Source organism: Phenylobacterium sp. GW821-FHT12F10, from assembly GCF_058806695.1.
The window spans coordinates 2,045,387-2,066,250 of sequence record NZ_JBXAPY010000001.1 but is presented as its reverse complement, the minus strand read 5'-3'; the positions used below and the strand labels follow the sequence as shown (position 1 = coordinate 2,066,250).

The 20,864-nt window shown below is 68.2% G+C and carries 14 protein-coding genes; 4 read left to right on the top strand and 10 right to left on the bottom strand.

Annotated features, from left to right (window positions below):
- Window positions 1-135: 135 nt before the first annotated feature.
- Together AC1RN5_RS10380 and AC1RN5_RS10375 are read right to left on the bottom strand one after the other, a co-directional pair.
- Window positions 136-2,652 carry a TonB-dependent receptor gene (locus tag AC1RN5_RS10380; RefSeq protein WP_493041076.1) on the bottom strand — a complete coding sequence of 839 codons (2,517 nt, stop codon included), beginning with the start codon at window positions 2,650-2,652 and terminating at the stop codon, window positions 136-138.
- Window positions 2,653-3,066: 414 nt separating this feature from the next.
- On the bottom strand, window positions 3,067-4,323 hold the full coding sequence (locus AC1RN5_RS10375; protein WP_493041075.1) for a cytochrome P450: 1,257 nt from the start codon (window positions 4,321-4,323) through the stop codon (window positions 3,067-3,069).
- 166 nt (window positions 4,324-4,489) lie between these two features.
- Between AC1RN5_RS10375 and AC1RN5_RS10370 the strand changes: the two genes are divergently transcribed.
- A complete protein-coding gene (locus AC1RN5_RS10370; RefSeq protein WP_493041074.1) occupies window positions 4,490-5,833 on the top strand; it encodes an FAD/NAD(P)-binding protein in 1,344 nt (447 codons plus the stop codon).
- Here AC1RN5_RS10370 and AC1RN5_RS10365 read toward each other — a convergent pair.
- Together AC1RN5_RS10365 and AC1RN5_RS10360 are read right to left on the bottom strand one after the other, a co-directional pair.
- A complete protein-coding gene (locus AC1RN5_RS10365) occupies window positions 5,830-7,110 on the bottom strand; it encodes an MFS transporter (protein WP_493041072.1) in 1,281 nt (426 codons plus the stop codon). The two genes, AC1RN5_RS10370 and AC1RN5_RS10365, sit on opposite strands and share 4 nt — an antisense overlap.
- Window positions 7,111-7,191: 81 nt before the next feature.
- A complete protein-coding gene (locus tag AC1RN5_RS10360) occupies window positions 7,192-8,022 on the bottom strand; it encodes a 2-keto-4-pentenoate hydratase (RefSeq protein ID WP_493041071.1) in 831 nt (276 codons plus the stop codon).
- 120 nt (window positions 8,023-8,142) lie between these two features.
- On the opposite strand from AC1RN5_RS10360, the gene AC1RN5_RS10355 reads away from it, so the two are divergent.
- Window positions 8,143-9,471: a pectate lyase family protein gene (locus AC1RN5_RS10355; RefSeq protein ID WP_493041070.1), complete on the top strand. Its 1,329-nt coding sequence runs from the start codon at window positions 8,143-8,145 to the stop codon at window positions 9,469-9,471.
- Here the strand turns inward: AC1RN5_RS10355 and AC1RN5_RS10350 are convergent.
- Together AC1RN5_RS10350 and AC1RN5_RS10345 are read right to left on the bottom strand one after the other, a co-directional pair.
- Window positions 9,468-10,856, bottom strand: coding sequence for a mannitol dehydrogenase family protein (locus AC1RN5_RS10350; protein WP_493041069.1), 1,389 nt, complete (start codon window positions 10,854-10,856; stop codon window positions 9,468-9,470). The two genes, AC1RN5_RS10355 and AC1RN5_RS10350, sit on opposite strands and share 4 nt — an antisense overlap.
- Complete coding sequence (locus tag AC1RN5_RS10345; protein WP_493041068.1) at window positions 10,853-12,328, bottom strand: UxaA family hydrolase; 1,476 nt, start codon at window positions 12,326-12,328, stop codon at window positions 10,853-10,855. The genes AC1RN5_RS10350 and AC1RN5_RS10345 overlap by 4 nt, the downstream gene beginning before the upstream one ends.
- Window positions 12,329-12,429: 101 nt before the next feature.
- Here AC1RN5_RS10345 and AC1RN5_RS10340 point away from each other — a divergent pair, with 101 nt between their 5' ends.
- Window positions 12,430-13,500 carry a LacI family DNA-binding transcriptional regulator gene (locus AC1RN5_RS10340; protein ID WP_493041067.1) on the top strand — a complete coding sequence of 357 codons (1,071 nt, stop codon included), beginning with the start codon at window positions 12,430-12,432 and terminating at the stop codon, window positions 13,498-13,500.
- Here AC1RN5_RS10340 and AC1RN5_RS10335 read toward each other — a convergent pair.
- From AC1RN5_RS10335 to AC1RN5_RS10325, 3 genes are read right to left on the bottom strand one after another with little or no spacing between them, the layout of a single operon-like run.
- Window positions 13,497-14,240 (bottom strand): hypothetical protein, encoded by a 744-nt coding sequence (locus AC1RN5_RS10335; RefSeq protein ID WP_493041066.1) that lies wholly within the window; start codon window positions 14,238-14,240, stop codon window positions 13,497-13,499. The two genes, AC1RN5_RS10340 and AC1RN5_RS10335, sit on opposite strands and share 4 nt — an antisense overlap.
- Window positions 14,237-14,734: a hypothetical protein gene (locus AC1RN5_RS10330; RefSeq protein WP_493041065.1), complete on the bottom strand. Its 498-nt coding sequence runs from the start codon at window positions 14,732-14,734 to the stop codon at window positions 14,237-14,239. The genes AC1RN5_RS10335 and AC1RN5_RS10330 overlap by 4 nt, the downstream gene beginning before the upstream one ends.
- The gene (locus AC1RN5_RS10325; RefSeq protein WP_493041064.1) at window positions 14,731-18,162 is read right to left on the bottom strand and encodes a class I SAM-dependent DNA methyltransferase; all 3,432 of its coding nucleotides are present in this window, start codon (window positions 18,160-18,162) and stop codon (window positions 14,731-14,733) included. The genes AC1RN5_RS10330 and AC1RN5_RS10325 overlap by 4 nt, the downstream gene beginning before the upstream one ends.
- Before the next feature lie 316 nt (window positions 18,163-18,478).
- Between AC1RN5_RS10325 and AC1RN5_RS10320 the strand changes: the two genes are divergently transcribed.
- On the top strand, window positions 18,479-20,152 hold the full coding sequence (locus AC1RN5_RS10320) for a class I adenylate-forming enzyme family protein (RefSeq protein ID WP_493041063.1): 1,674 nt from the start codon (window positions 18,479-18,481) through the stop codon (window positions 20,150-20,152).
- A 3-nt stretch (window positions 20,153-20,155) separates the two neighbouring features.
- On the opposite strand, the gene AC1RN5_RS10315 is transcribed toward AC1RN5_RS10320, so the two are convergent.
- A complete protein-coding gene (locus tag AC1RN5_RS10315) occupies window positions 20,156-20,830 on the bottom strand; it encodes a DsbA family oxidoreductase (protein WP_493041062.1) in 675 nt (224 codons plus the stop codon).
- Between the last annotated feature and the right edge of the window lie 34 nt (window positions 20,831-20,864).

Here is a 20,864-nt window from a genome sequence, read left to right as displayed (position 1 = left end):
CCCCTGGGTCCCGGGCCTTCGCTGCGCTTCGCCCGGGATGACGCATGGGGTTTGCCTGGGGGGCTGCAATTCAACCCACGAAAAAGGGCGGCGCCGTTTCCGGCGCCGCCCTAATTGTCGTTTCCGGTCCGCGGCTTAGAAGCGGTACTGGAACTCCACGCCGTAGGTGCGCGGGAAGTTCAGCTTCACCGTGCGGCGGTTGCCCACCTGCGGCGACGGGACCGTCGGGGTCGAGCTCTGATAGGCCACTTCGTCGGTCAGGTTCTTGACGAACCCGATGACGGTGAAGCGGTCCTCGCCGTCCTTCCAGATCAACCGGGCGTCGGCGAGGCTGTTGGAGGGGGCGGTGTAGAGCGGCGAGGCGAAGATCGTCGTCTGCTGGTCGTCGGTATAGGTGTAGCTGGCGCCGGCGGTGAGCGAGCCGGCGTCGAACTGCCAGGTGTAGTTGGCGTTCAGGTTGAACTTGTTCTCAGGCGCCAGCGGGAGCTGGTTGCCCACCAGGGTCTGGTTGCGGCTGCCGTTGGCAAGCGGCGCGCCGACCGGGCGGGCGCCCGGCTGAAGCGCCTTCGGGTCGGTGGTGTCGACGAAGCAGCAGCCCTTCTGGATCTCGGTGTTCAGATAGGCGTAGCTGGCCGACAGGACCAGGTTGTCGATGGGCGACCATTGCCCTTCGACCTCCAGGCCCCAGACCTTGGCGTCCAGGTTCAGGAACTGGGTGCCGGTGGAGCCCGTGGACGGGTTCAGCACCACGGTGAGCGGGGTCTGGAAGCCCTGATAGTCGTTATAGAACAGGGCGCTGTTGATCTGCAGGCGGCCGCCCCAGGTCTTCTTCAGGCCCAGCTCGTAGCTGTCGACATATTCCGGGTCCGCGTAGGGCTGCGGCGACAGGCCGTTGGAGGCGACCCAACCGCCGGACTTGTAGCCGCGGCTGTAGCGCAGGTAGCCGTTGGTGTCCGGATCGGGCTGCCATTGCAGGCCGAGGGTCCCGCTGACCGCATCCCACGACCCCGACAGCTTGCGCTGCAGGCCGCCGGTGGGCAGCTGGGTCAGGTTGGAATAGATCGGGTTGGCCAGGCAGGTGGCGATCGTCGGGCCGCCGCAGACCACGAAGGTGGTGAAGTCCACCGCCAGGTTGCCGCCCACCGCGCCGGGGACGCCGCCGAGCGCCAGCACCGTGGTGGTGGTGGGCGAACGGGAGACGTAGCGGGCGAAGTCGGTGCCCTCTTTCTCGTCCTTGGTGTAGCGCAGGCCGCCGGTGATCTTCCAGGTGTCGTTCAGCTCCCAGTCGAACTGGGTGAAGGCGGCGTAGGAGTCCACCTCCAGGTGGCCGTCGACCTTCAGGTAGTTGCCCTCGGGGTTCGGCGCGGCCAGGCCGCCGGTGGCCAGGCTGATGGGGTTCTGGACGGTCGGATCGCCGATCACCCGCAGGCCCTGCGGCTGATCATAGGTCTGGTGGTACTGGTAGACGCCGCCGATCAGTTGCAGCGGGCCGTCCCAGTTGGTGGAGACGTTGATTTCGTTGGAGAACCACTTCTGGCGCTCCTGGTAGAAGAAGGCCTGGTCGGGGGACACGTTCGCCGCGGTGTAGGCGCCGAAGGGGGTCGCCGCCGGGACGTTGAAGTTCCCCGTGCGGGCGGTGCCGTCCTGGTCGCCGCCGGTGTCGTAGGTATAGGCCTGGAAGCCGCCCAGGTACTTCACGGTCAGGTCGCCGAGATCCCAGGTGACGTCGGCCTGCAGGCGGTTGTGATCCGACAGCTTGCCGTAGTTGGTGCGGTTGGTGTTGACCTTGTAGGGGTCGGCGATGGCCGGGTTCACGCCGCCGAAGCCGAGGGTGGCGTTGTAGTAGAGCGCCGGGTTGCCCAGGCCCACCAGGGCGGTGGTGTCATAGGGCGAGATCGTGTTCTCGAAGACGTTGCCGACGCCGTAGCTGTCGTCCCAGTCGAACTTCGTATAGCGCAGGCGCGCCACGATGTTCTCGCCGAGGTCGGCTTCGACCTGGGCTTCCAGCATGTAGCGCTTGACCGCGCCGGTGTCGCCGGCCGGGCCGTTGTTGTGGATGAAGCCCTCTTCACGACGCTCGAGCGAGCCGCCGAGCAGGAAGCGCAGGTGGTCGACGATGGAGCCGCGCACCAGGGCGTCGGTGCGCCAGACGCCGTAGTTGCCCAGGGTCGCGCGGACTTCGCCGTTGAAGTCCTCGGTCGGGCGCTTGCCGATGATGTTCAGCGCGCCGCCGATGGAGTTGCGGCCGTAGAGCGTGCCCTGGGGGCCGCGCAGGACTTCGGTCCGCTCGATGAACAGCGACGGGGTCGAGGCGTCGGCCATGGAGTTGGAGAACACGCCGTCCGAATACAGCGCCACCGACGGGTCGGTGCCGATGGCGTTGGTCAGGCGTCCAAAGCCGCGGATCGAGAGGCGGTCATTGTTGGTGTAGCTGAGGCTGGGCGTCATGCGCGCCAGATCCTCGACAGTGGCGACGCCGAGCAGGTCGCGCTTTTCACTGGTGTAGGCGGTGATCGCCACCGGCACGTCCTGAAGGCTGGCTTCACGCTTTTCAGCGGTGACCACCAGTTCCTCGATCATGACCGGAGGGGCGCCGGCTTGCGCCATGGCCGAACCGGCGGACGCCAGTGCGACGGCGGAGACGCCTGCCACCAGCGCGCTCCGAATAAGCAGAGAATTCCTCATCCTAGTACCTCCCAACGCCACCGGAGCTCTTGTACGGCTCTCGGCTGCAACGCAGTGAAACTGAAGAGTCGAACGGCGTTCGGATAGAGATCATTTTCTGTTTAAAAACAACGACGACATTGACGTTGGGGAATGAAAGGGACGCCTTTCAGGAGAAAACGCGACATATTATTGTGCGCAGCCGTCAATAAAACGACGTTATTCGAGTCCGTCGTCGAAGTTAACTAGGGTATGTGGAACATCGTTATGCGAACGATGATCTACGCCAAATTCTATGCTTTGAGTGTGTCAGGTGAGCGAGAGAGTTGAAATGAAAACGCCGCCCTCCCGAGGGGAGAGCGGCGTCAATATTGTACATACCCGTCAGTAAAATCGGGATATTCAGTAGCGGGTGGGAATGACCACCTTCATGCTCTCATAGCCCTTCACGAAGCTCGAATAGCTACGCTTCGGCTCGCCCACGACCTGGATGTCGGGGAAGCGGGCCAGGATCTCTTCCCAGATGATCTTCAGCTGCAGCTCGGCCAGGCGGTTGCCGACGCAGCGGTGGATGCCGAAGCCGAAGGACAGGTGCTGGCGGGGACGCTCGCGGTCGATGATGTAGGCGTTCGGGTTGGCGATCACCTCGTCGTCGCGGTTGCCCGAGACGTACCACATGACGACCTTGTCGCCGGCCTTGATGGTCTTGCCGCCCAGTTCGAAGTCCCGGGTGGCGATGCGGCGCATGTGGGCCAGCGGCGTCTGCCAGCGGATGGTCTCGGAGACCATCGAGGGGATCAGGCCGGGGTTCTCGCGCAGCTTCTTGTACTGGTCGGGGTTCTGGTTCAGCGCCAGGACCGAACCCGAGATGGTGTTGCGGGTGGTGTCGTTGCCGCCGACGGTCAGCAGCACGATGTTCCCGAAGTATTCGCGGGGCTCCATGTTCCGGGTGGCCTCGCCGTGGGCCAGCATGGAGATCAGGTCGCCCTTCGGCGGCGCGTTGACCCGCTCGTTCCACAGCTTGGTGAAATAGGCGTGGTACTCGACGAAGATCTCCATCTTCTGCTCGATGGTGTCGATCAGGCCCTGGCCGGGCGCCGCGGTGACCACGTCGGACCAGTAGGTCAGCTTGCGCCGGTCTTCCTGGGGCATGTCGAACAGGGTCGCCAGGGTCATGGCGGTCAGTTCCATCGACACCTTGTCGACCCAGTCGAACTCCTCGCCGATCGGCAGGGAGTCGAGGATCTTGGCGGCGCGCTCGCGGATCAGCGGCTCCAGGATCGCCAGGTTCATCGGCGACACCACCGGGCTGACCGTCTTGCGCTGCACGTCGTGCTTGGGCGGGTCCATGGCGATGAACATCGGCAGGGGGCCTTCGCCGGCCGTCTGGTTGGCGATGGTGATCCCGCCCTCGGACGAGAAGACCTCGTGGTTGGTGTCCACGGCCATGATGTCGTTGTACTTGGTCACCGACCAGTACGGGCCGAACTCATGCTCGGCGGTGTAGTGGACGGGGTCTTCCTTGCGCAGGCGCTCGAAGACCGGCCAGTGGGCGTCGTTGCGGAACAGCTCCGGCTGCGCCGGGTCCAGCAGCTCGAGCGGGGTGGCGTAGGCCTTCGCCCGCGCATCGCTGTTGAGATCGATCGATCCGTCGCTCATGTGGTTCCTCCGGCCTTTGGTCAGGCTTTGGCGGAAAATGACTCGTGCGTCAACTTAACAAGGCGCCGCCGCGTCACCGCCCCTGGCCGGCGCCTCAGTTCTTCTCACTTTAAAGTCAACAATAATTATAGGAATTAAGTCGGAGACCCGTCGCCCAGGAGCCGCCATGTCCCGTCGATCGACCGTCGCCATCGTCGGCGCAGGCTTCAGCGGGCTGCTGACCGCCCTGCACCTGGCCGCCGACCGGGCCGGACCCCAGGTGCGGCTGATCGAGCGGGCCGGGCGCTTCGCCCGCGGCGCGGCCTATGCCACCGCCAATCCCGACCACCTGCTGAACGTGCGGGTGGACAATATGAGCGCCTATCCCGACCAGCCGGACCACTTCACCAAATGGCTGAGCCTGCGCGGCGGCTGGAGCGCGCACGGCGGCTTCGTCACCCGCGGGGTCTATGGCGACTACCTGCAGGATCTGCTGCGCCAGGCCCTGGAGACCTTCGGCGCCGACCGCCTGCTGCTGGAGCAGGACGAGGTGGTCGATCTCGTCCCCCATGACGGCGCCTGGACGGTCCGTCTGGCCCTGGGGCGGGAGATTGAGGCGGACGCCGTGGTCCTGGCGCCCGGCGTGCTGGCCCCCGAGCCCCCGGCCGGCGCCGATCCCGCCCTACTGACCTCGCCTCGGTATCTGGCCAATCCCTGGGTGGAGACCGAGCTTCCCGAGGGCGACCTGCTGCTGCTGGGGACCGGCCTGACCATGGTCGACGCGGTCCTGAGCCACGCCCGGCCAGGGCGGCGCACCTGGGCGATCTCGCGGCGGGGCCTGTCGCCGCGCCCCCACGCTCCGGTCGCGGCCCGCCCGCCGGCCTCGCGGCCCCAGGGCTCGCCCCTGGCCGTGCTGCGCGAGGTGCGCGCCGCCGCCGACCGGCACGGCTGGCGCGAGGCGGTCGATGACCTGCGGCCCCACGTCCGGGAGATCTGGCGCGCCTGGTCGCAGCCCGAGCGCGCGGCCTTCCTGCGCCACCTTCGGCCCTGGTGGGACGTTCACCGCCACCGCCTGGCGCCCAGCGCCGCGCGCCAGCTCGCCACCCTGATGCGGGCCCGCGACCTGACCCTGAGGGCCGGGGAGGTGGTGGCGCTCGCCCCCCACGGCCGCGGCGTCGAGGTGGTCTGGCGGCCGCGGGGCGGCGAGGCCCTGCGCCGGATGAGCGTCGGGGCGGTGATCAACTGCATGGGCCTGCCCGGCGACATCACCCGGTCGGCCGACCCGTTGCTGGCCCGCCTGCTGGCCCGGGGCCTGATCCGTCCCGATCCCAACCGCCTGGGCGCCGAGGTCGACGACGCCTCGCGCCTGGTGGGCCGCGACGGCGTGGCCTGGCCCAGCCTCTACGCCGTCGGCTCCATCACCCGCGGGGCGGTCTGGGAGATGACCTCGGTCCCCGACATCCGAGTCCAGGCCGAGGCGACGGCCGCCGGCCTGCTGGAATCCCTGCCGCGCTGGTCCTCGGCCGCTTAGTCGAGCCTGGCCGGCGCCAGGCGCGGCGACAGCAGGTGCACCACCAGCAGGGCCAGCAGGTAGATGCAGCCGCAGACCGCGAAGATCGGGCCATAGCCGCCGGCGTGCTCCAGCACCTGGCCCACCGACTTGGCCATCACCATGCCGCCGATCCCGCCCAGCATGCCGCCGATCCCGATGACCGAACCCACCGCGCTCCGGGGGAAGACGTCGCCGGGCAGGGTGTAGAGGTTGGCCGAGAAGGCCTGGTGCGCGGCGGCCACCAGCCCGACCACGGCGGTGGCGGTCCACAGGTCGTGGATCTGGTTGATGAAGAAGTAGGGCAGGGTGGCCAGGGCGCAGAGCAGCATCGTCAGCTTGCGCGAGACGTTCAGGCTGCGCCCGGCCTTCATCAGGCGCGAGGACATCCAGCCCCCGAACACGCTGCCGACGTCGGAGATCAGATAGACCGCCGCCAGCACCAGGCCGAAGGTGGTGACGTCCAGCTCGAAGGTCTTCTTGAAGTAGTCCGGCAGCCAGAACAGCAGCATCCACCAGACCGGGTCGATCAGGAACTTGCCGATGGCGTAGGCCCAGGTCTCGCGCTTGCCGGCCACCTTCAGCCAGCTGACCTTCTGGTCGGAGTCCTCGGGGTCGGAGCGGATGTGGGCGAGCTCGGCGGCGTTGACCTTGGGCTCCTTCTCCGGCGCCCGGTACATGATCACCCAGGCGATGATCCACAGCAGGCCGATGACTCCGGTGATGACGAAGGCCGCGCGCCAGCCGTAGGCCAGCATGATCATGGGGGCGAGCAGGGGGGTGATGACCGCCCCGATGTTGGAGCCGGCGTTGAAGATGCCGGTGGCGAAGGCCCGCTCCTTCTTGGGGAACCACTCGGTGACCGCCTTCACCCCGCCGGGGAAGTTGCCGCCCTCGCCGATCCCCAGCAGCATCCGCACCAGGAAGAACTGCTGCAGGCTGGTGGCCCCGGCATGGGCGATGTGGGCCACCTGCCAGATGATGAAGGCGGTGGCGTAGCCGATCTTGGCGCCCACGCGGTCCACGAAGGCCCCGAACACCAGGTAGGACGCCGCGTAGGCCGCCTGGAAATAGAAGACGATGTCGGCGTAGTCGGTCTCGCTCCAGCCCATCTCCTTGGACATGAAGGGCTTGAGCACCCCCAGCATCTGGCGGTCGACATAGTTGATCACCACGGCGGTGAAGAGCAGGGCGCAGATCACCCAGCGGCGGCGGGTCATCTGGCCGCCCGCGACGGCGGTGTCGGTGGTGGTGGTCATGGACAGAACGCCCTTTTGTTTCTTCGCCTTGGCGACATCTCTTGATCCCCCGCGCCATCGCCGAGCGCGGGAGGTTGTTTGTCAGGTCGCGGGCTTGGCCGGATAGGCCGAGCAGGCGATCTCGCCGAAGCCGTGGAACCGTACCGCGCCGGTCTGGCCGGCCACGATGTCATGGATGCCGGCCGCGGCGCCCGTGCAGACATACATGCCCGCCTTCAGCGGCCGCCCCCGGCGCGCGGTGTTCTCGGCCAGGAAGCGGATGGACTCGATCGGACCCCCGGGCAGGACGAAGGCCCCGCCCTGGCCCACCACCTGGCCCTCGATCAGGGTCTCGCAGCGCAGATCCTCGATCCGCCGGCCCTTCCAGTCGGCGATCTCCGCGCCGATCATCAGGCCGGCGTTGTTGCCGAAATCGGCCACCACCGCGGTGGGGCCCAGGATGTTGATGCTGGCCAGGGGGCTGCCCGCCGGCTCCATGCCGATATGCATGGCGCCGATCAGCTCGGCGGCCTCCTCGGCGGTCCAGGTCAGCTTGTCGGCTGGGGCGTCGAAGGCGATGCGGGCCACATACTCGGCCTCCACCGCGGCGAACCCGCCCATGAACACCGGGAAGGGCGTCACCTGGCCGGGCTTCACATGCCAGACGGCGCGGCCGAAGACCGGACCGCAGATGCGGTTGCTGTTCAGGCGTTGCTCATGCTCGGGCGGCACCCGCCCGACCTTCCAGCCCACGACCTCGTCGTCCCACAGGCCGATGGCGGCGTCCTGCACCCGATAGCTGGTGGCCAGGTCGCTCGGCAGGGGGCCGGGGAAATCGGGAAGGGCGGTGGCCGAACGCCGCGCGCGGACGAACCGCGCCGCCACCTCGTCCGTGGGGAAGCCCTCGGCCATGCCTGCCGCCGGAACGCTCACGCGAAATCGCCTCCCACCCCACTCGCCCGCAAAAGGCGCTGTTGTCTCTAGAGGAAACCGGTGTCATTTTCAAATCAAGTCCCAAATGCGCAATTTCCAGGGACGTCAGGGAGAGCTTCCATGGGCATGCGTCTGGCCGCGGCCGCGGCGTTTTCGATCCTGCTGGCGGCCGGCGCGGCGCAGGCCGCCGAGCCGCTGGCCTTCCCGGGCGCCCAGGGCTGGGCCGCCACCACCCCCGGCGGCCGTGGCGGGCGGATCATCAGGGTCACCACCCTGGCCTCCGAGGGGCCCGGCTCCTTCCGCGAGGCGGTGGAGGCCAAGGGGCCACGCATCGTGGTCTTCGAGGTGGGCGGGGTCATCGATCTCGACCGGAAGACGCTGAAGGTGGACGAGCCCTTCCTCACCATCGCCGGCCAGACGGCGCCGTCCCCGGGCGTCACCCTGATTCGCGGCGGCATGGACGTCTCGGCCCATGACGTGATCGTGCAGCACATCCGCGTGCGGCCGGGCGAGGCCGGCCAGCCCAAGAAGAGCGGCTGGGAGGAGGACGCCTTCTCCACGGTCAGCGGGGCCTATAACGTCATCGTCGACCACTGCACCTTCACCTGGGCGACGGACGAGAACCTGTCGGTCTCCGGCTTAAGGTTCGTGGGCAAGACCCCCGACGACTGGCGGGCGGCGACCTCGCACCGGATCACCTATTCCAACAACATCATCGCCGAGAGCCTGGCCTATTCGACCCACGGCAAGATCGAGCATTCCAAGGGCAGCCTGATCCACGACAACGCCAGCGACCTGCTGATCGTCGGCAACCTCTACGCCCACAACTATGAGCGCAACGCGCTGTTCAAGGGCGGGGTGCGGGCGGTGATGGCCAACAACCTGATCTTCGACCCCGGCCAGCGGGTCCTGCACTACAACCTGCAGGCCAATGAGTGGGGCGATCACCCCTACCAGACCGGCCAGATCGTCGCCGTGGGCAACGCCATGCGGGCGGGCATCTCCACCCCCGACCAGGTGGCCTTCTTCGAGCTCGGGGGCGACGGGGACGTGGAGTACTACGCCAGGGACAACATCGCCGTGGACCGCATCGGCCGGCCGCTGCCCATGCTGGGCCGCTACACCACCGGTCCGGCGAGGATCATCGAGACCAAGACGCCGCCGACCTGGCCGCAGGGCTTCAAGCCCATGCCAGCGGTGGAGGTGCAGAAGTCGGTGCTGATGAACGCCGGCGCCCGGCCCTGGGACCGGGACTATGATGACGTCCGGCTGCTGGCCGACGTGGCCGAGGGGCGCGGGACGATCATCGATTCCGAGCAGGCCCTGCACGGCTACCCGCACCCCAAGCCCACGGCGCGGCCCTTCAATCCGGCGGACTGGAACCTCGACGACATGACGCCCAGGCGGCCCGAGGTGCTGGACTCCAGCGCCAAGGCCAAGGGCACCTAGAGGGCCGCATAGGCCGCCTCGACCGCCGCGCGCCAGGCCGGGTTCGCCGCGAGGTCCTGCGGGAAGACCGTTGAAAGGGCGAGGAAATCGGCCACGCCCCTGCGGCGCGCCAGGTCCTTGGCCAGGGGGTCGACGATCTCGCCGCCCTCGCTGGCCCGGCGCTCGATGAACCTCATCCAGGCGGCGACCGGCACGGCCAGACGTTCCAGGGAACGCCCGGCCGCGAGCGCGTCGGCGGTGGTCTGCAGGATGCGGACGGGCAGCTTCTGGGAGCCGTCCCAGGCGATCTGCGACAGCCGATGCACGATGGCCGGGTTGCGGAAGCGGGCCAGGATGGCGGCGATATAGGCCGGGACGTCGAGGGCTGGCGTGGGACCCAGGGTGGGGGCGATGTCGTCGGTCATCAGGGTCTCGACGAAGGCCGACAGGTCGGCATCGGCCATGGCCTGGGCCACCGTCTCGTGGCCCTTGAGCAGGCCGACATAGGCCAGCGTCGAATGGGCGCCGTTCAGCAGCCGCAGCTTGGCGCGCTCGAAGGCCGCGACGTCGGCTGTCAGGGTGACCCCGGCGGCGGCGAAAGCCGGCGACAGGTCCCCCAGCCGGTCCTCCACCACCCACTGGAGGAAGCCCTCCCGCTGCACCGGCCAGGCGTCGGCCAGGCCCGTCGCGGCCTCCACCTCGGCGCGCAGGGCGTCATCGGTGGCAGGCGTGATGGAGTCCACCATGCTGCAGGGGAAGACGGCGTTCGCCGCGATCCAGTCGGCCAGGGCGACGTCGCCCGAGGCCCGGGCGAAGGCGGCGACCGCCCGCCCCAGCTTGCCGCCGTTGTCGGAGAGGTTGTCGCAGGAGAGCGTCAGGAAGGGGGCGAGCCCCGCCTCCCGCCGCCGCGCCAGGCCCTGCGCCAGCCAGCCCACCAGGCTGACGGGCAAGGGCGGCCGGGTCAGGTCATGGACGATGTCGGGGTGGGCGAGGTCGAGGCCGCCGGCGGGCGTCAGGCAATAGCCCTTCTCGGTCACCGTGGCGGTCACCAGGCGGGCCGCCATCAACTGGGCGAACACCGCCTCCGGGGTCCCCGGCGCGGTGAGCACCGCCTTGATCGACCCGATGACCCGGAAGCTGGGCCGAGCCTCCCGCGTGGCCAGGACGTAGAGGCCATCCTGGGGGGCGAGCGCCGCGCGGACCCCGCCGCTGCGCAGCGACACCGCCGCCACGGCGAAAGGGCCGGCGCCCGCCGCCAGCATCTGGTCGAAATACCAGGCCTGGTGAGCCCGGTGGAAGGCTCCGGGGCCGAAGTGGACGACCCCGATCGCGGCCTTCGCGCGGTCGTAGCCCGGGAGCTCAACCCCTTGAGCTATCTGGGAAAGGGTCGCCTCCGACAGCCTCAAAGGGTGACCCCGCGCTTCCACAGGGCGATCTCCCGCTCGCCGTTCTCCTCGGCCCGGGTGTGGCGGCCCGAGGCGGTGGCCAGCACCGTGGCCAGCAGGGACTCCGCGGCGGCGTCCATGGGCAGGCCGCTGGCCACGGGGCCGGCGTCGAAGTCGATCCAGCGCGGCTTGCGCTGGGCCAGGCTGGAATTGGTGGCGATCTTCAGGGTCGGGGCGGGGAAGCCCAGCGGGGTGCCGCGCCCGGTCGTGAACAGGATCACCGTGGCGCCCGCCGCCGTCAGGGCCGTGGAGGAGACCGCGTCATTGCCCGGCGCCTCCAGCAGGACGACGCCCGGCCGGTCGGTCCTCTGGCCATAGCGCAGCACCTGGGTGACCGGCCCGCGGCCGGCCTTCTGAACCGCGCCGAGGGACTTCTCCTCCAGGGTGGTGACGCCGCCAGCGATGTTGCCCGGCGAGGGGTTCTCGCTGATGGGCTCGCCGTGGGCCAGGAAGTAGGTCTTGAAATCATTGACGATCCTGACGATGTCGTCGAACACCGCCTCGCTCTCCGCCCGGGCCATCAGCAGGCGTTCGGCGCCGAAGATCTCCGGGATCTCGGTGAGGATGGCCGTGCCGCCGGCGCCGGTGACCGCGTCGGCGATCCGCCCCACCAGGGGGTTGGCGGTCAGGCCCGAGAGCCCGTCGGACCCGCCGCACTTCAGGCCGATCACCAGGTCCGACAGCGGGCGGGGCGTGCGCACGTCGCGCTCGGCCACGGCCACCAGGGCCTCGATCGCCGCCAGCCCCTCCTCGATCTCGTCCTCCGAGAGCTGGGCGGAGAAGGCCTTCAGTCGGGCCGGGTCCATCCCCTCCAGGCCCTCAAGCAGGGGGCCGAGCTGGTTGCTCTCGCAGCCCAGGCCGACAATCAGGACCCCGCCGGCGTTGGGGTGGCGGGCCAGGGCGGCGGTGATGGCCCGGGTGGCGGCCAGGTCGTCGCCGAGCTGGGAGCAGCCGAAGGGGTGGGTCAGCGCCACCACCCCGTCCACCCGGCCGGCGAAGCGGCGGGTCGCTTCGGCGGCGATCCTCTGGGCGGTGCGGGCCACGCAGCCGACGGTGGACAGGACCCAGATCTCGTTGCGGGTCCCCACCCGGCCGTCGGCGCGCAGGTAGCCGTCGAAGGTCGCGTCGTCCCGCCCCGCGCACATGTCGGCCGTCGCGGAGGGAAGATAACGGTAGTCCTCCAGCCCCGAGAGGTTGGTCGCCAAGTTGTGGCTGTGCACGTGGTCGCCGGCCTCGATGTCGGCCAGCGCATGGCCGATGGGCCAGCCGTATTTCAGCACCGGCGCCCCCTTCAACACCTTGCGCAGAGCCAGTTTGTGGCCCGCGGGAATGTCGGCCGACACGGGCCGACCATCGACAACACTTTGACCGTCAAGACCGACAAGTGCGACGGCCACGTCGTCGTCGGGATGGATCTGGAGCAGGCTGCGCATGGCCCTAGAATGATACCGGTGTCATGCCCGCCGCAAGGGGCCAGCTTGGCGCGGGCGCCGCACGCGGGCTACATACGGGCGACAGAGTCGAGGACACCCCGTTGGCGCCAGGCGACCCCCCCGAGAAGACGGCCCGCGCCGCCGAGGCCGACCCGGCCCGCAAGCGGCACACCATCAACGACGTCGCCCGCCTGGCCGGGGTGTCGAAGAAGACCGTCAGCCGGGTCATCAACGAGAGCCCCTTCGTCAAGGAGGAGACCCGCAAGGCGGTGCTCGCCATCATGCGCGAGACCGGCTACGTCCCCGACCCCCAGGCCCGCGGCCTGGCCTTCCGCCGCTCCTTCCTGGTGGGGCTGATCTACGACAACCCCAACCCCCAGCACACCATCAGCCACCAGCAGGGCCTGCTGGACGCCATGGCCGGCTCCGGCTTCGAGCTGGTGGTCCGCCCGGTGGACCGCCACTCGCCCCGCCTGCTGGCCGACATGCGCGACTTCGTGGAGCGCCAGAAGCTGTTCGCCGTGGTCCTGCCCTCGCCGGTCTCGGAGGACGAGAAGCTGGCCGCCCTGCTGCGCGAGCTGGACGTCCCCTATGTGCGGATCGGCTCCGTCGCCCTGGACGCCCCCGACCGCATGCTGGTGAGCCACGACGGCAAGGGCGCCGCCGAGGCCGCCCGCCACCTGGCCGACCTCGGCCACACCCGCATCGCGCTCATCTCCGGCCCGCCCACCTTCCGCTCATCCATTGAGCGGAAGAAGGGGTTCGAGGAAGGTTTGGCCGAGCGCGGCCTGCATCTGGCGCCGGACTACGCCAAGATCGGCGCCTACACCTATGAGAGCGGGGTCAACGCCGCCCACGAGCTCTTCGCCCTGGAGGCCCGCCCCACGGCGGTCTTCTGCCTCAATGACGAGATGGCCACGGGGGTCTACACCGCCGCCCGCGAGGCCGGCCTGCGGATCCCGCAGGACGTCTCGGTGGTGGGCTATGACGACGCCCCCATCGCCGTGCGCCTCTGGCCCCCCATGACCTCGGTGCGGCTCCCCTTGCGCGACATGGGCCGGATCGCCGGCGAGATGCTGGTGCCCAACGCCCTGCGGGAGAAGCGGGCGGACGCGCACGAGGTGCAGCCGCAGCTGGTGGTGCGGGGGTCGACGGGGACGGTGGGGGGCTAGGCGGCGAGCTGACGCAGGTCGGTCCAGGGGGCCTTGAAGTCGCGGACGTGGTCAGCGACCTGCTGCATGATGGCGAGATCTTCGCCCGGCCAAACCGACAAGTCCTCGACGACGACTTCCCGCGGCCAGTCAGCATGGGCTTGCCGCAGGTCATATAGCTTCAGGTGCGCCGGGGCGATGGAGGCCGGCGATGGCGTCACGGTCTGGAAGACCGCGTAGCGGTCACCCGGAAGGCTCATAACCAAGTCGAACCGGTGGGCCTTGGTGCTGGCGCCGAGCAGTTCGCGTTCGGCGTCAACCGTCGCACCCGGAAGCAGCTCGTGCAGGCGGTCGACGGTCCGGCTGACCAGATCCCGCTGACCGCGCCGGGTTCGGGCTTCCAGGGCTTCGGCGACCAGGGTGCGGGTCGCGTCGGCGACATAGGCGATCGCGGCGCCAATCTGCTCTGGCCCGACGCCTTGAAGCATGAATGTGTCGTGCTCGAACGAAAGGCCGCGCGCCTGCGCTATCTCACGTGCTCGGCGGGCGTCGCCCCGCGAGAATTCGGCCAGCCCCAGGGACAGCATGGTCTCGCGCGCAGCGCCATCATCAGAAACCACGAAGCTGTCGCCTGCCGGGCGCACTGAGACTGTGGCGACGCCGCCGCCCGGCAGGAGCGTCGTCGTTTCCACCCGTGTGGAAACGTCCGGCTCGGCGGCGACGGCATTCAGAACGTGTTTCAGATCGAAGATCAGGCTCACAGCAGTCTCGGCTCCCAAGGCGGCGGCGGGAGATCGCCCTCTATACCGCAAAGGGCCAAAAAGATCGTTAGCCCCTCGTTCATCGAGGTTACCTCGACCGGCAAAGGTTCGGCGAAGGCGACATTGTCACCTCCCACGCGCGGCCAAGCTCGGTTGTGCTTCCAGGCGTGCAGCCGGCTCGCATCGGCGGGCAGGGTGAGGCCACGCAGTCCTGCTGGGGCTGACGCCCTGAAGGGGTTGTGGTGCGCATGATCGGGGAGGATGGACAGCCGTTGGATCGGCCTGTCTTCGTAGATCAGTGCGCAGCCGCCCCGCTGAGGCGTCGTCTGCAAGGTCGCGTGAGCGTGGAGGATCAGACCCCCCAAGACGCCGGATATCGCGACGGGCGAAGCAAGCTTGACGACTGCCGATGTGTCGTCGCGCGCCCACCGTGGCGCGCCGCTCAGGGTCTTCGGCGCGGCCAACAGCGCATCGATGTCGGCCGCGCTGGTCACGCCGCCCGCCGCGCCGCGTAGCGGCCGTCGGGCAGGGCGGTGACGCGGCCGTAGCGGGCGAGGTTGGTGAGGGCCTGGAGGACGCGCTGCTCGATCTTCTTGCCACCGGACTTGAAGGCGCGGGAGAGTTCGGCGGGATCCATGGCGCGGCCCGTGGCGGTGAGCAGAGCCTCGATGGCGAGCGGCTGCTCGTAGCGGTCCTTGGGCCAGGGCGGGAGGCCCTTGTCGAGGGCGACCACCGTCTCGCCCAGGTCAAGCTCGCCGGTCTTGGCCTTGGCCCCCTTGGCGAAGCGGGGGATCTGATAGTCGGGGCGCAGCCAGCGGACCTGGCCGGCGGCCTCTTCCCGGGCGCGCTCGGCGTTCAGGGCCACCAGGCGTTCGAGGATCTGTTCGTCGGTGAGGTCGGCCGGCCAGCCATAGGCCTGGGCCGTCAGGGCGTCGATCTGCTCGTGCAGTTCCTTGAGGATCAGCACCCGGCCGCGCTGCTTGGCGTCTACCTCCGCCGGGGTGAGGGCGGCACCGGCCTTCACCTTTTCCAGCAGGTTGTAGAGGCCGGTGAGGGTGAGGTCGGGGTGTTCGGCCTGGACGAGCTTGCGGGTGGTGTCGAGTTCCTCGCCTAGCTGTCGCAGACGCAACTCAAGTTCAGCACCTGCATCGGGGAAAGGATATGGGTCAAAGCATTTGATTTTTAGGTATCTGGAATCATTTCCCACGCCAAGCCAGCCCCCCAATCTTAGGGACCAGGCCACGTGCGCCTTCGAGGACAAAACGGCCATTACATAAGCGTCGGAGTGTCCGATGCAAACCAAGGTTTGGTCTGGAATAGTGTCGGAATTCACAAATGTAAAAAATCTATGCTTCGATGTTAAGCTCGTCGCGATGTATTTAGATTGTCCATTTATAAAACTTCGGAGGTCCGTGTTCTTTCTAGCGAATAGCCACCAGTTGTCTCGTCGATATGGCTCCCTGTTGAGGGCTCGAACCGGTTTAACGAGTTCAAGAAGTCGCTGATAGATCTCGGGAAATTCTCTTCGAATTGAAATTTCGTCGTATCCGTCGAGATCAATGATCCGCTTTTCTCTCATCCGACCGTTGAGATCTCGGCCGCTAGCATACTTCTTGATGACCCTAGCAGACAGAGGGTTGCGTTCGATGAGGAGCCTTGCTTCCGAGGCAGTCAGAAGAAAGCCGTCTCCGAGAAATATTACGCCCGTTGTGCATATCCCGGAGTTCGCAACCAAGCTCGCTACGTCGGTAACGTCTGAACCAACCGACAGATCGGAGTGTATTGTCCCGTTTTCGCGAGAAAATTGTATCTTTGGTTCATCAGTATCTAAATCAGATTCCGATATAACTTGATCCAATACTCCGGGTCTTGATCCCCGTGCAACGACGGTCATTGCGATGCGAACTGCGGCGCTATCCGGCGATGCCTTAGTCCATGGGTGATCTGGAATCGCGTAGATGATGGAGGAGAGCGGCTTAGATGCTAGACGTTGCTTTATTACTCTCCTCGAAAACTCCTGGGTTATAGAGTTCGTGGAAACAAGGCCGAATCGTCGGAGTGCCGTTCGTGGTGCGGTAAGTGATGCGGCAGCGTGATCCCACCAATACATCACGAAGTCAGCTGAGTCGTTGATATCAGGGTGAGCGCTCCAAAGACTCTCCACATAGGCGTCGCCAAGGGCCTCGCGCATGTCCTTGCCCTTGCCAATAAACGGCGGGTTCCCCACGATGAACTCCGCGACCGGCCAGTCGGGCCGCCGGGGATTGGGATAGGTTTCGACCCGTTTGCCGTCCTTCTCCACCACGCCGGGGACCGGGTAGCCGTCCCAGGTGAGGACGGCGTCATAGCCCTCGCGCTTGCCGAAGTTGATATTGCTGAAGGCCCGCAGGATGGGCTCGGCGGGGTGGCTCTCGTGGTTGCGATAGTGCCATTGCAGATAGCCGATCCAGACCACCAGCTCGGCGATGGCGGCGGCGCGGGGGTTGAGCTCCAGACCTAGAAACTGGTGGGGATCGACCGTGATGTTTGACCGGTCGATGCTCTCGCCCGCGAGCGTTAGGTCGGACTGCCGATCTCCAAGTGCGATGAGCGTTTGCAGCACGTCGCCCTCCAGCTTCTTCATCAGCTCCAGGGCGACATAGAGGAAGTTGCCGGTGCCGCAGGCTGGATCAAGGACGCGTGTCGTGCAGAGCTGGTGGTGGAAGGCGCGGACCTGGGCGATGGCGTCGGCGTCCTTGCCGGCCTCCTTGGCGTCCTCGGCCCGGGTCAGCGCCGCCTGCCAGTCGGCGCGCAGGGGCTCCATGACCGTGACCTCCACCAGCCGCTGGACATAAGCGCGCGGCGTGTAGTGGGCGCCGAGCTTGCGGCGTTCCGTCTTATCGAGAGCCTGTTCCAGCAGGGTCCCGAAGATGGCGGGGTCGACCTGGGTCCAGTTGGACTTGGCGGCGGCGAGCAGTTCGCCGATCTCTTCGCGGCCCAGCTCGAAGACGGTGGTGTCCTTGAACAAGCCGCCATTGAAGTGGCGCACGCGCGCCTCGATGACGTGGCTGAACTCCTCGCCATGCTCCATCTCCTGCCAAAGCCGCTTGAGGCGCTGCGGGAAGTGGGTGGGGTCGGCGACGCTCTTGGCCAGCAGGGCCTTGAAGCTGTCATTGGGCAGCAGGCCGGTGTCCTCGGCGAACATCGTGAACAGGCACCGCATCAGGAAGTGCGCGACGTGCTCGGGATCCTTCTCCTTCGCCTCCAGGGCCTTGCTGACCTCGGCCAGCCGCTTGGCGATCTCGCGGGTGACGCGGGTGGATTCCTTGGTGGGATCGAGGCTGTGCGGATCGGTCCAGACCTTGACCAACAGCGCCCGGACATCGGGATCGCGCAGGTCATCCAGGAAGATGCGGAAGCCCTTGCGGTCGGGGAACTGGTCGTAGGCCCGGCCGGTGCCGGTGAAATCGGCATAGAGCTCCAGGCAGTGGCCGACGTCGCAGGTGATGATGAAGGGCGGGGCGGGATGGTCGGCGTCCAGCAGGAAGACATAGCCTTCGGCCTGCTTGCGCGCATTCTGCATCATCACGTCCCAGCCGCGAACGGTGGTGCTGCGGGCGGGCGCCTCTTCGGCCTCCTGGAAAAGGCTGGCCTGGCCGGCGATGGCGTTCTTCTTGCCGGGCAGGCGCGACTGTTTGGCCTCCAGGATGAAGGCGTTCTTCTTGTAGAGGTCGATCCGCTTGGGGGTGGTGGAGGCCTCGCTGAGGCGCGGCTTCACTGCGCGTTCGAAGACATAGTCATTGGCGGCGCGGTCGCCGCCGGCGGGGTTGGGGGGCTCCACCTCCAGCACCGCGCACAGCTCGGTGAGGAACATGGCGTAGTTGGCGCGCTCGGCGCCGCCCTCAAGGTTCGACCAGCGCCGAATGAAGGCCTCGACGTCCAAACTGAACTTCCCCCGCGCGCTGAACTGGAGCGCAGCTCAACCTAGACGTTGTGAGCGAGGGCGCAAGAGTCGCGCCGTGGGGACAGAATATGGGGCAGGAGGATTGTTCCCCATCCATCCGACTCTCGCCTACCGGCCCGCCGCCCGGGATGAATCGGGAGCCCGGCCTTGGCGGCTTCGCGCCGCCGCTTCGCGGTCGCCGGGATGAGCGGGGGAACGGGATCGCGGCGGGGTGGCTGGACATCGCCGCCGAACTCTGGCGCCTAACGCTCCGTCAGCCTGGCGCGAAGTCCGGGCGGTTGGGGATGAGAGACACGTGAACAGGATCGAGGCGCTGGCGCAGCTGACCGGCGAGGGCTTGCCCTATGAGCTTGTGGAGATCGAGGCCCTGGGGCGGCGGGTGCGGGCGTTCAAGAACGCGCCGGCCAATCTGCGGGCCCTGTTCGAGGCCGGGCGCAGCGACCTGCCGTTCATCGTCTATGAGGACGAGCGGCTGAGCTTCGAGGAGGCCTGGACGCGCTCGCAGCACCTGGCCGCGGTGATGGCCCGCGACTACGGCGTCGAGACGGGCGACCGGGTCGCGATCTCCATGCGCAACTATCCGGAATGGATCCTGGGCTTCATGGCGGCGACCTCGATCGGGGCGATCGCGGTGGCGATGAACGCGCTGTGGCAGCCGCACGAGATGGAATACGGCCTGAAGGATAGCGGCGCCAAGCTGCTGCTGGCCGACCAGGAGCGTCTGGACCGGCTGGCGGCCTGCCAGGATGCGCCGGCGGGCCTCTCGGTGATCGCGGTGCGGGCCACCAAGCCGTTGGCGGCCGGCGTGCGCAGCTATGACGAGGTGATGGCCAGCGCCGCGCCGGTGGGGGCGGGGCCGCCCGAGCGCGAGGTGGCGCCCGACGACGACGCCATCATGCTCTACACCTCCGGCTCCACGGGCCATCCCAAGGGGGCGGTCTCGACCCACCGCAACATCATGTCGGCCCTGCTGTCGTGGGAGCTGGACGCCCAGGCGGGCATGCTGGCGGGGTTCGCGCCCGTGGCCGGCGGGCCGCAGCCGGCGGCGCTGCTGTCCATCCCGCTGTTCCACGTCTCGGGCCTGCACGTCAGCCTGCTGCAGAGCTTCCGCGCCCAGCGGCGGCTGGTCTGCATGTACAAGTGGGACCCGGCCCAGGCCGTGGAGATCATCGAGCGCGAGAAGATCACCGGCTTCAACGGCCCGCCGGCGGTGACCGGCGACCTGGTGGAGATCGCCCGCCGCGAGGGGCGCGACCTGAGCTCGCTGATCGCCGTGGGCGGCGGCGGGGCGAGCCGGGCGCCGGAACAGGTCCGCGCCATCGACAAGGCCTTCCCCAACGCCGCGCCCAACACCGGCTGGGGCATGACCGAGACCAACGCCATCGGCACGAGCATCGCCGGCGCCGACTACCTGGCCCATCCGGCCAGCTCGGGGCGGGTGTCGGGCGTGCTGGACATCCGCATCGTCGACGAGGCGGGGGTGGCGCAGCCGGCGGGGACGCGGGGCGAGCTGCAGATCCGCGGCGCCTCGATCATGCGCGGCTACTGGAACCGGCCCGACGCCAACGCCGAGACCTTCGTCGACGGCTGGATGCGCACCGGGGACGTGGCCTATGTGGACGAGGACGGCTTCGTCTACATCGTCGACCGCATCAAGGACCTGGTGATCCGCGGCGGCGAGAACATCGGCTGCGGCGCGGTGGAGGCCGCCCTGCTGGAGCATCCCGAGGTGATCGAGGCCAGCGTCTACGGCGTGCCCGACGACCGGCTGGGCGAGGAGGTGGGGGCCACGATCTACGCCCGCTCGGCCCTCGACGCGGCCGAGCTGCGGGCGTTCCTGGAACCGCGCCTGGCCCGGTTCGAGATCCCCCGCTATTTCCACTTCGCGGCCGAGCCCCTGCCGCGCATCGCCTCGGGCAAGATCCTCAAGCGCCAGCTGCGCGACGAGGCGGCGGCGCGCTGGGCCTAGCCCCTAGCACCAGCTGGCCTGGGTGGGGGTGGGGGCGCGCAGCAGCTCCTGGATATTGGCCTCCAGGATGCGGAAGCCGACATTGCCGTAGAGCTTCTGGCGGCCGTCATTGAGCACGAAGCTGGGGCTGCCCTGGATGCGCATGGCCTCGGCGTCCTGGTGGTCGCTGGCCAGCGCCGCGAAGGCGCGGCCGTCGGCGATGGCGGCCCCGATGCGGGGAAGGTCGAGGCCGAGGCCCGCGGCCACCTCGTCCTGGACCTCGCGGCGGGCGATGTCGCGGGCCTCGACGAAGAAGGCGCGGCGCAGGGCGCGGTCCAGCTGTTCGGCCAGGCCGGGGACGCCGCCGCCGGCCGCCTCGTCGAGCTGGGCGGCCTTGAGGAACAGGTGGGCGCTCCAGGAGGAGGCCGGCCGCGCGGTGAGCCAGACCTCGGGGTTCAGCTCCACCTCGGGGAAGGCGGTGACGGCGTGGCGCAGGTGGGCGTTGAAGGCCTGGTAGCCGCCCTCCTGGCCCCAGGTCGCGGGGATCTTGCGGGCGGTGTCGCCGAACACCGAGCAGACGCGGCGCTCGAACACCACCTGGTCGCCGAAGGCGCGGCGGACGGCGTCGATCCGCAGCTGCGCGATATAGGCCCAGACGCAGAGCAGGTCGGAGAAGTAGACGATGGGGACGGGGGTCACGGGGGGCTTCCTCGCTGCGGCCAGGCGCCCGGTA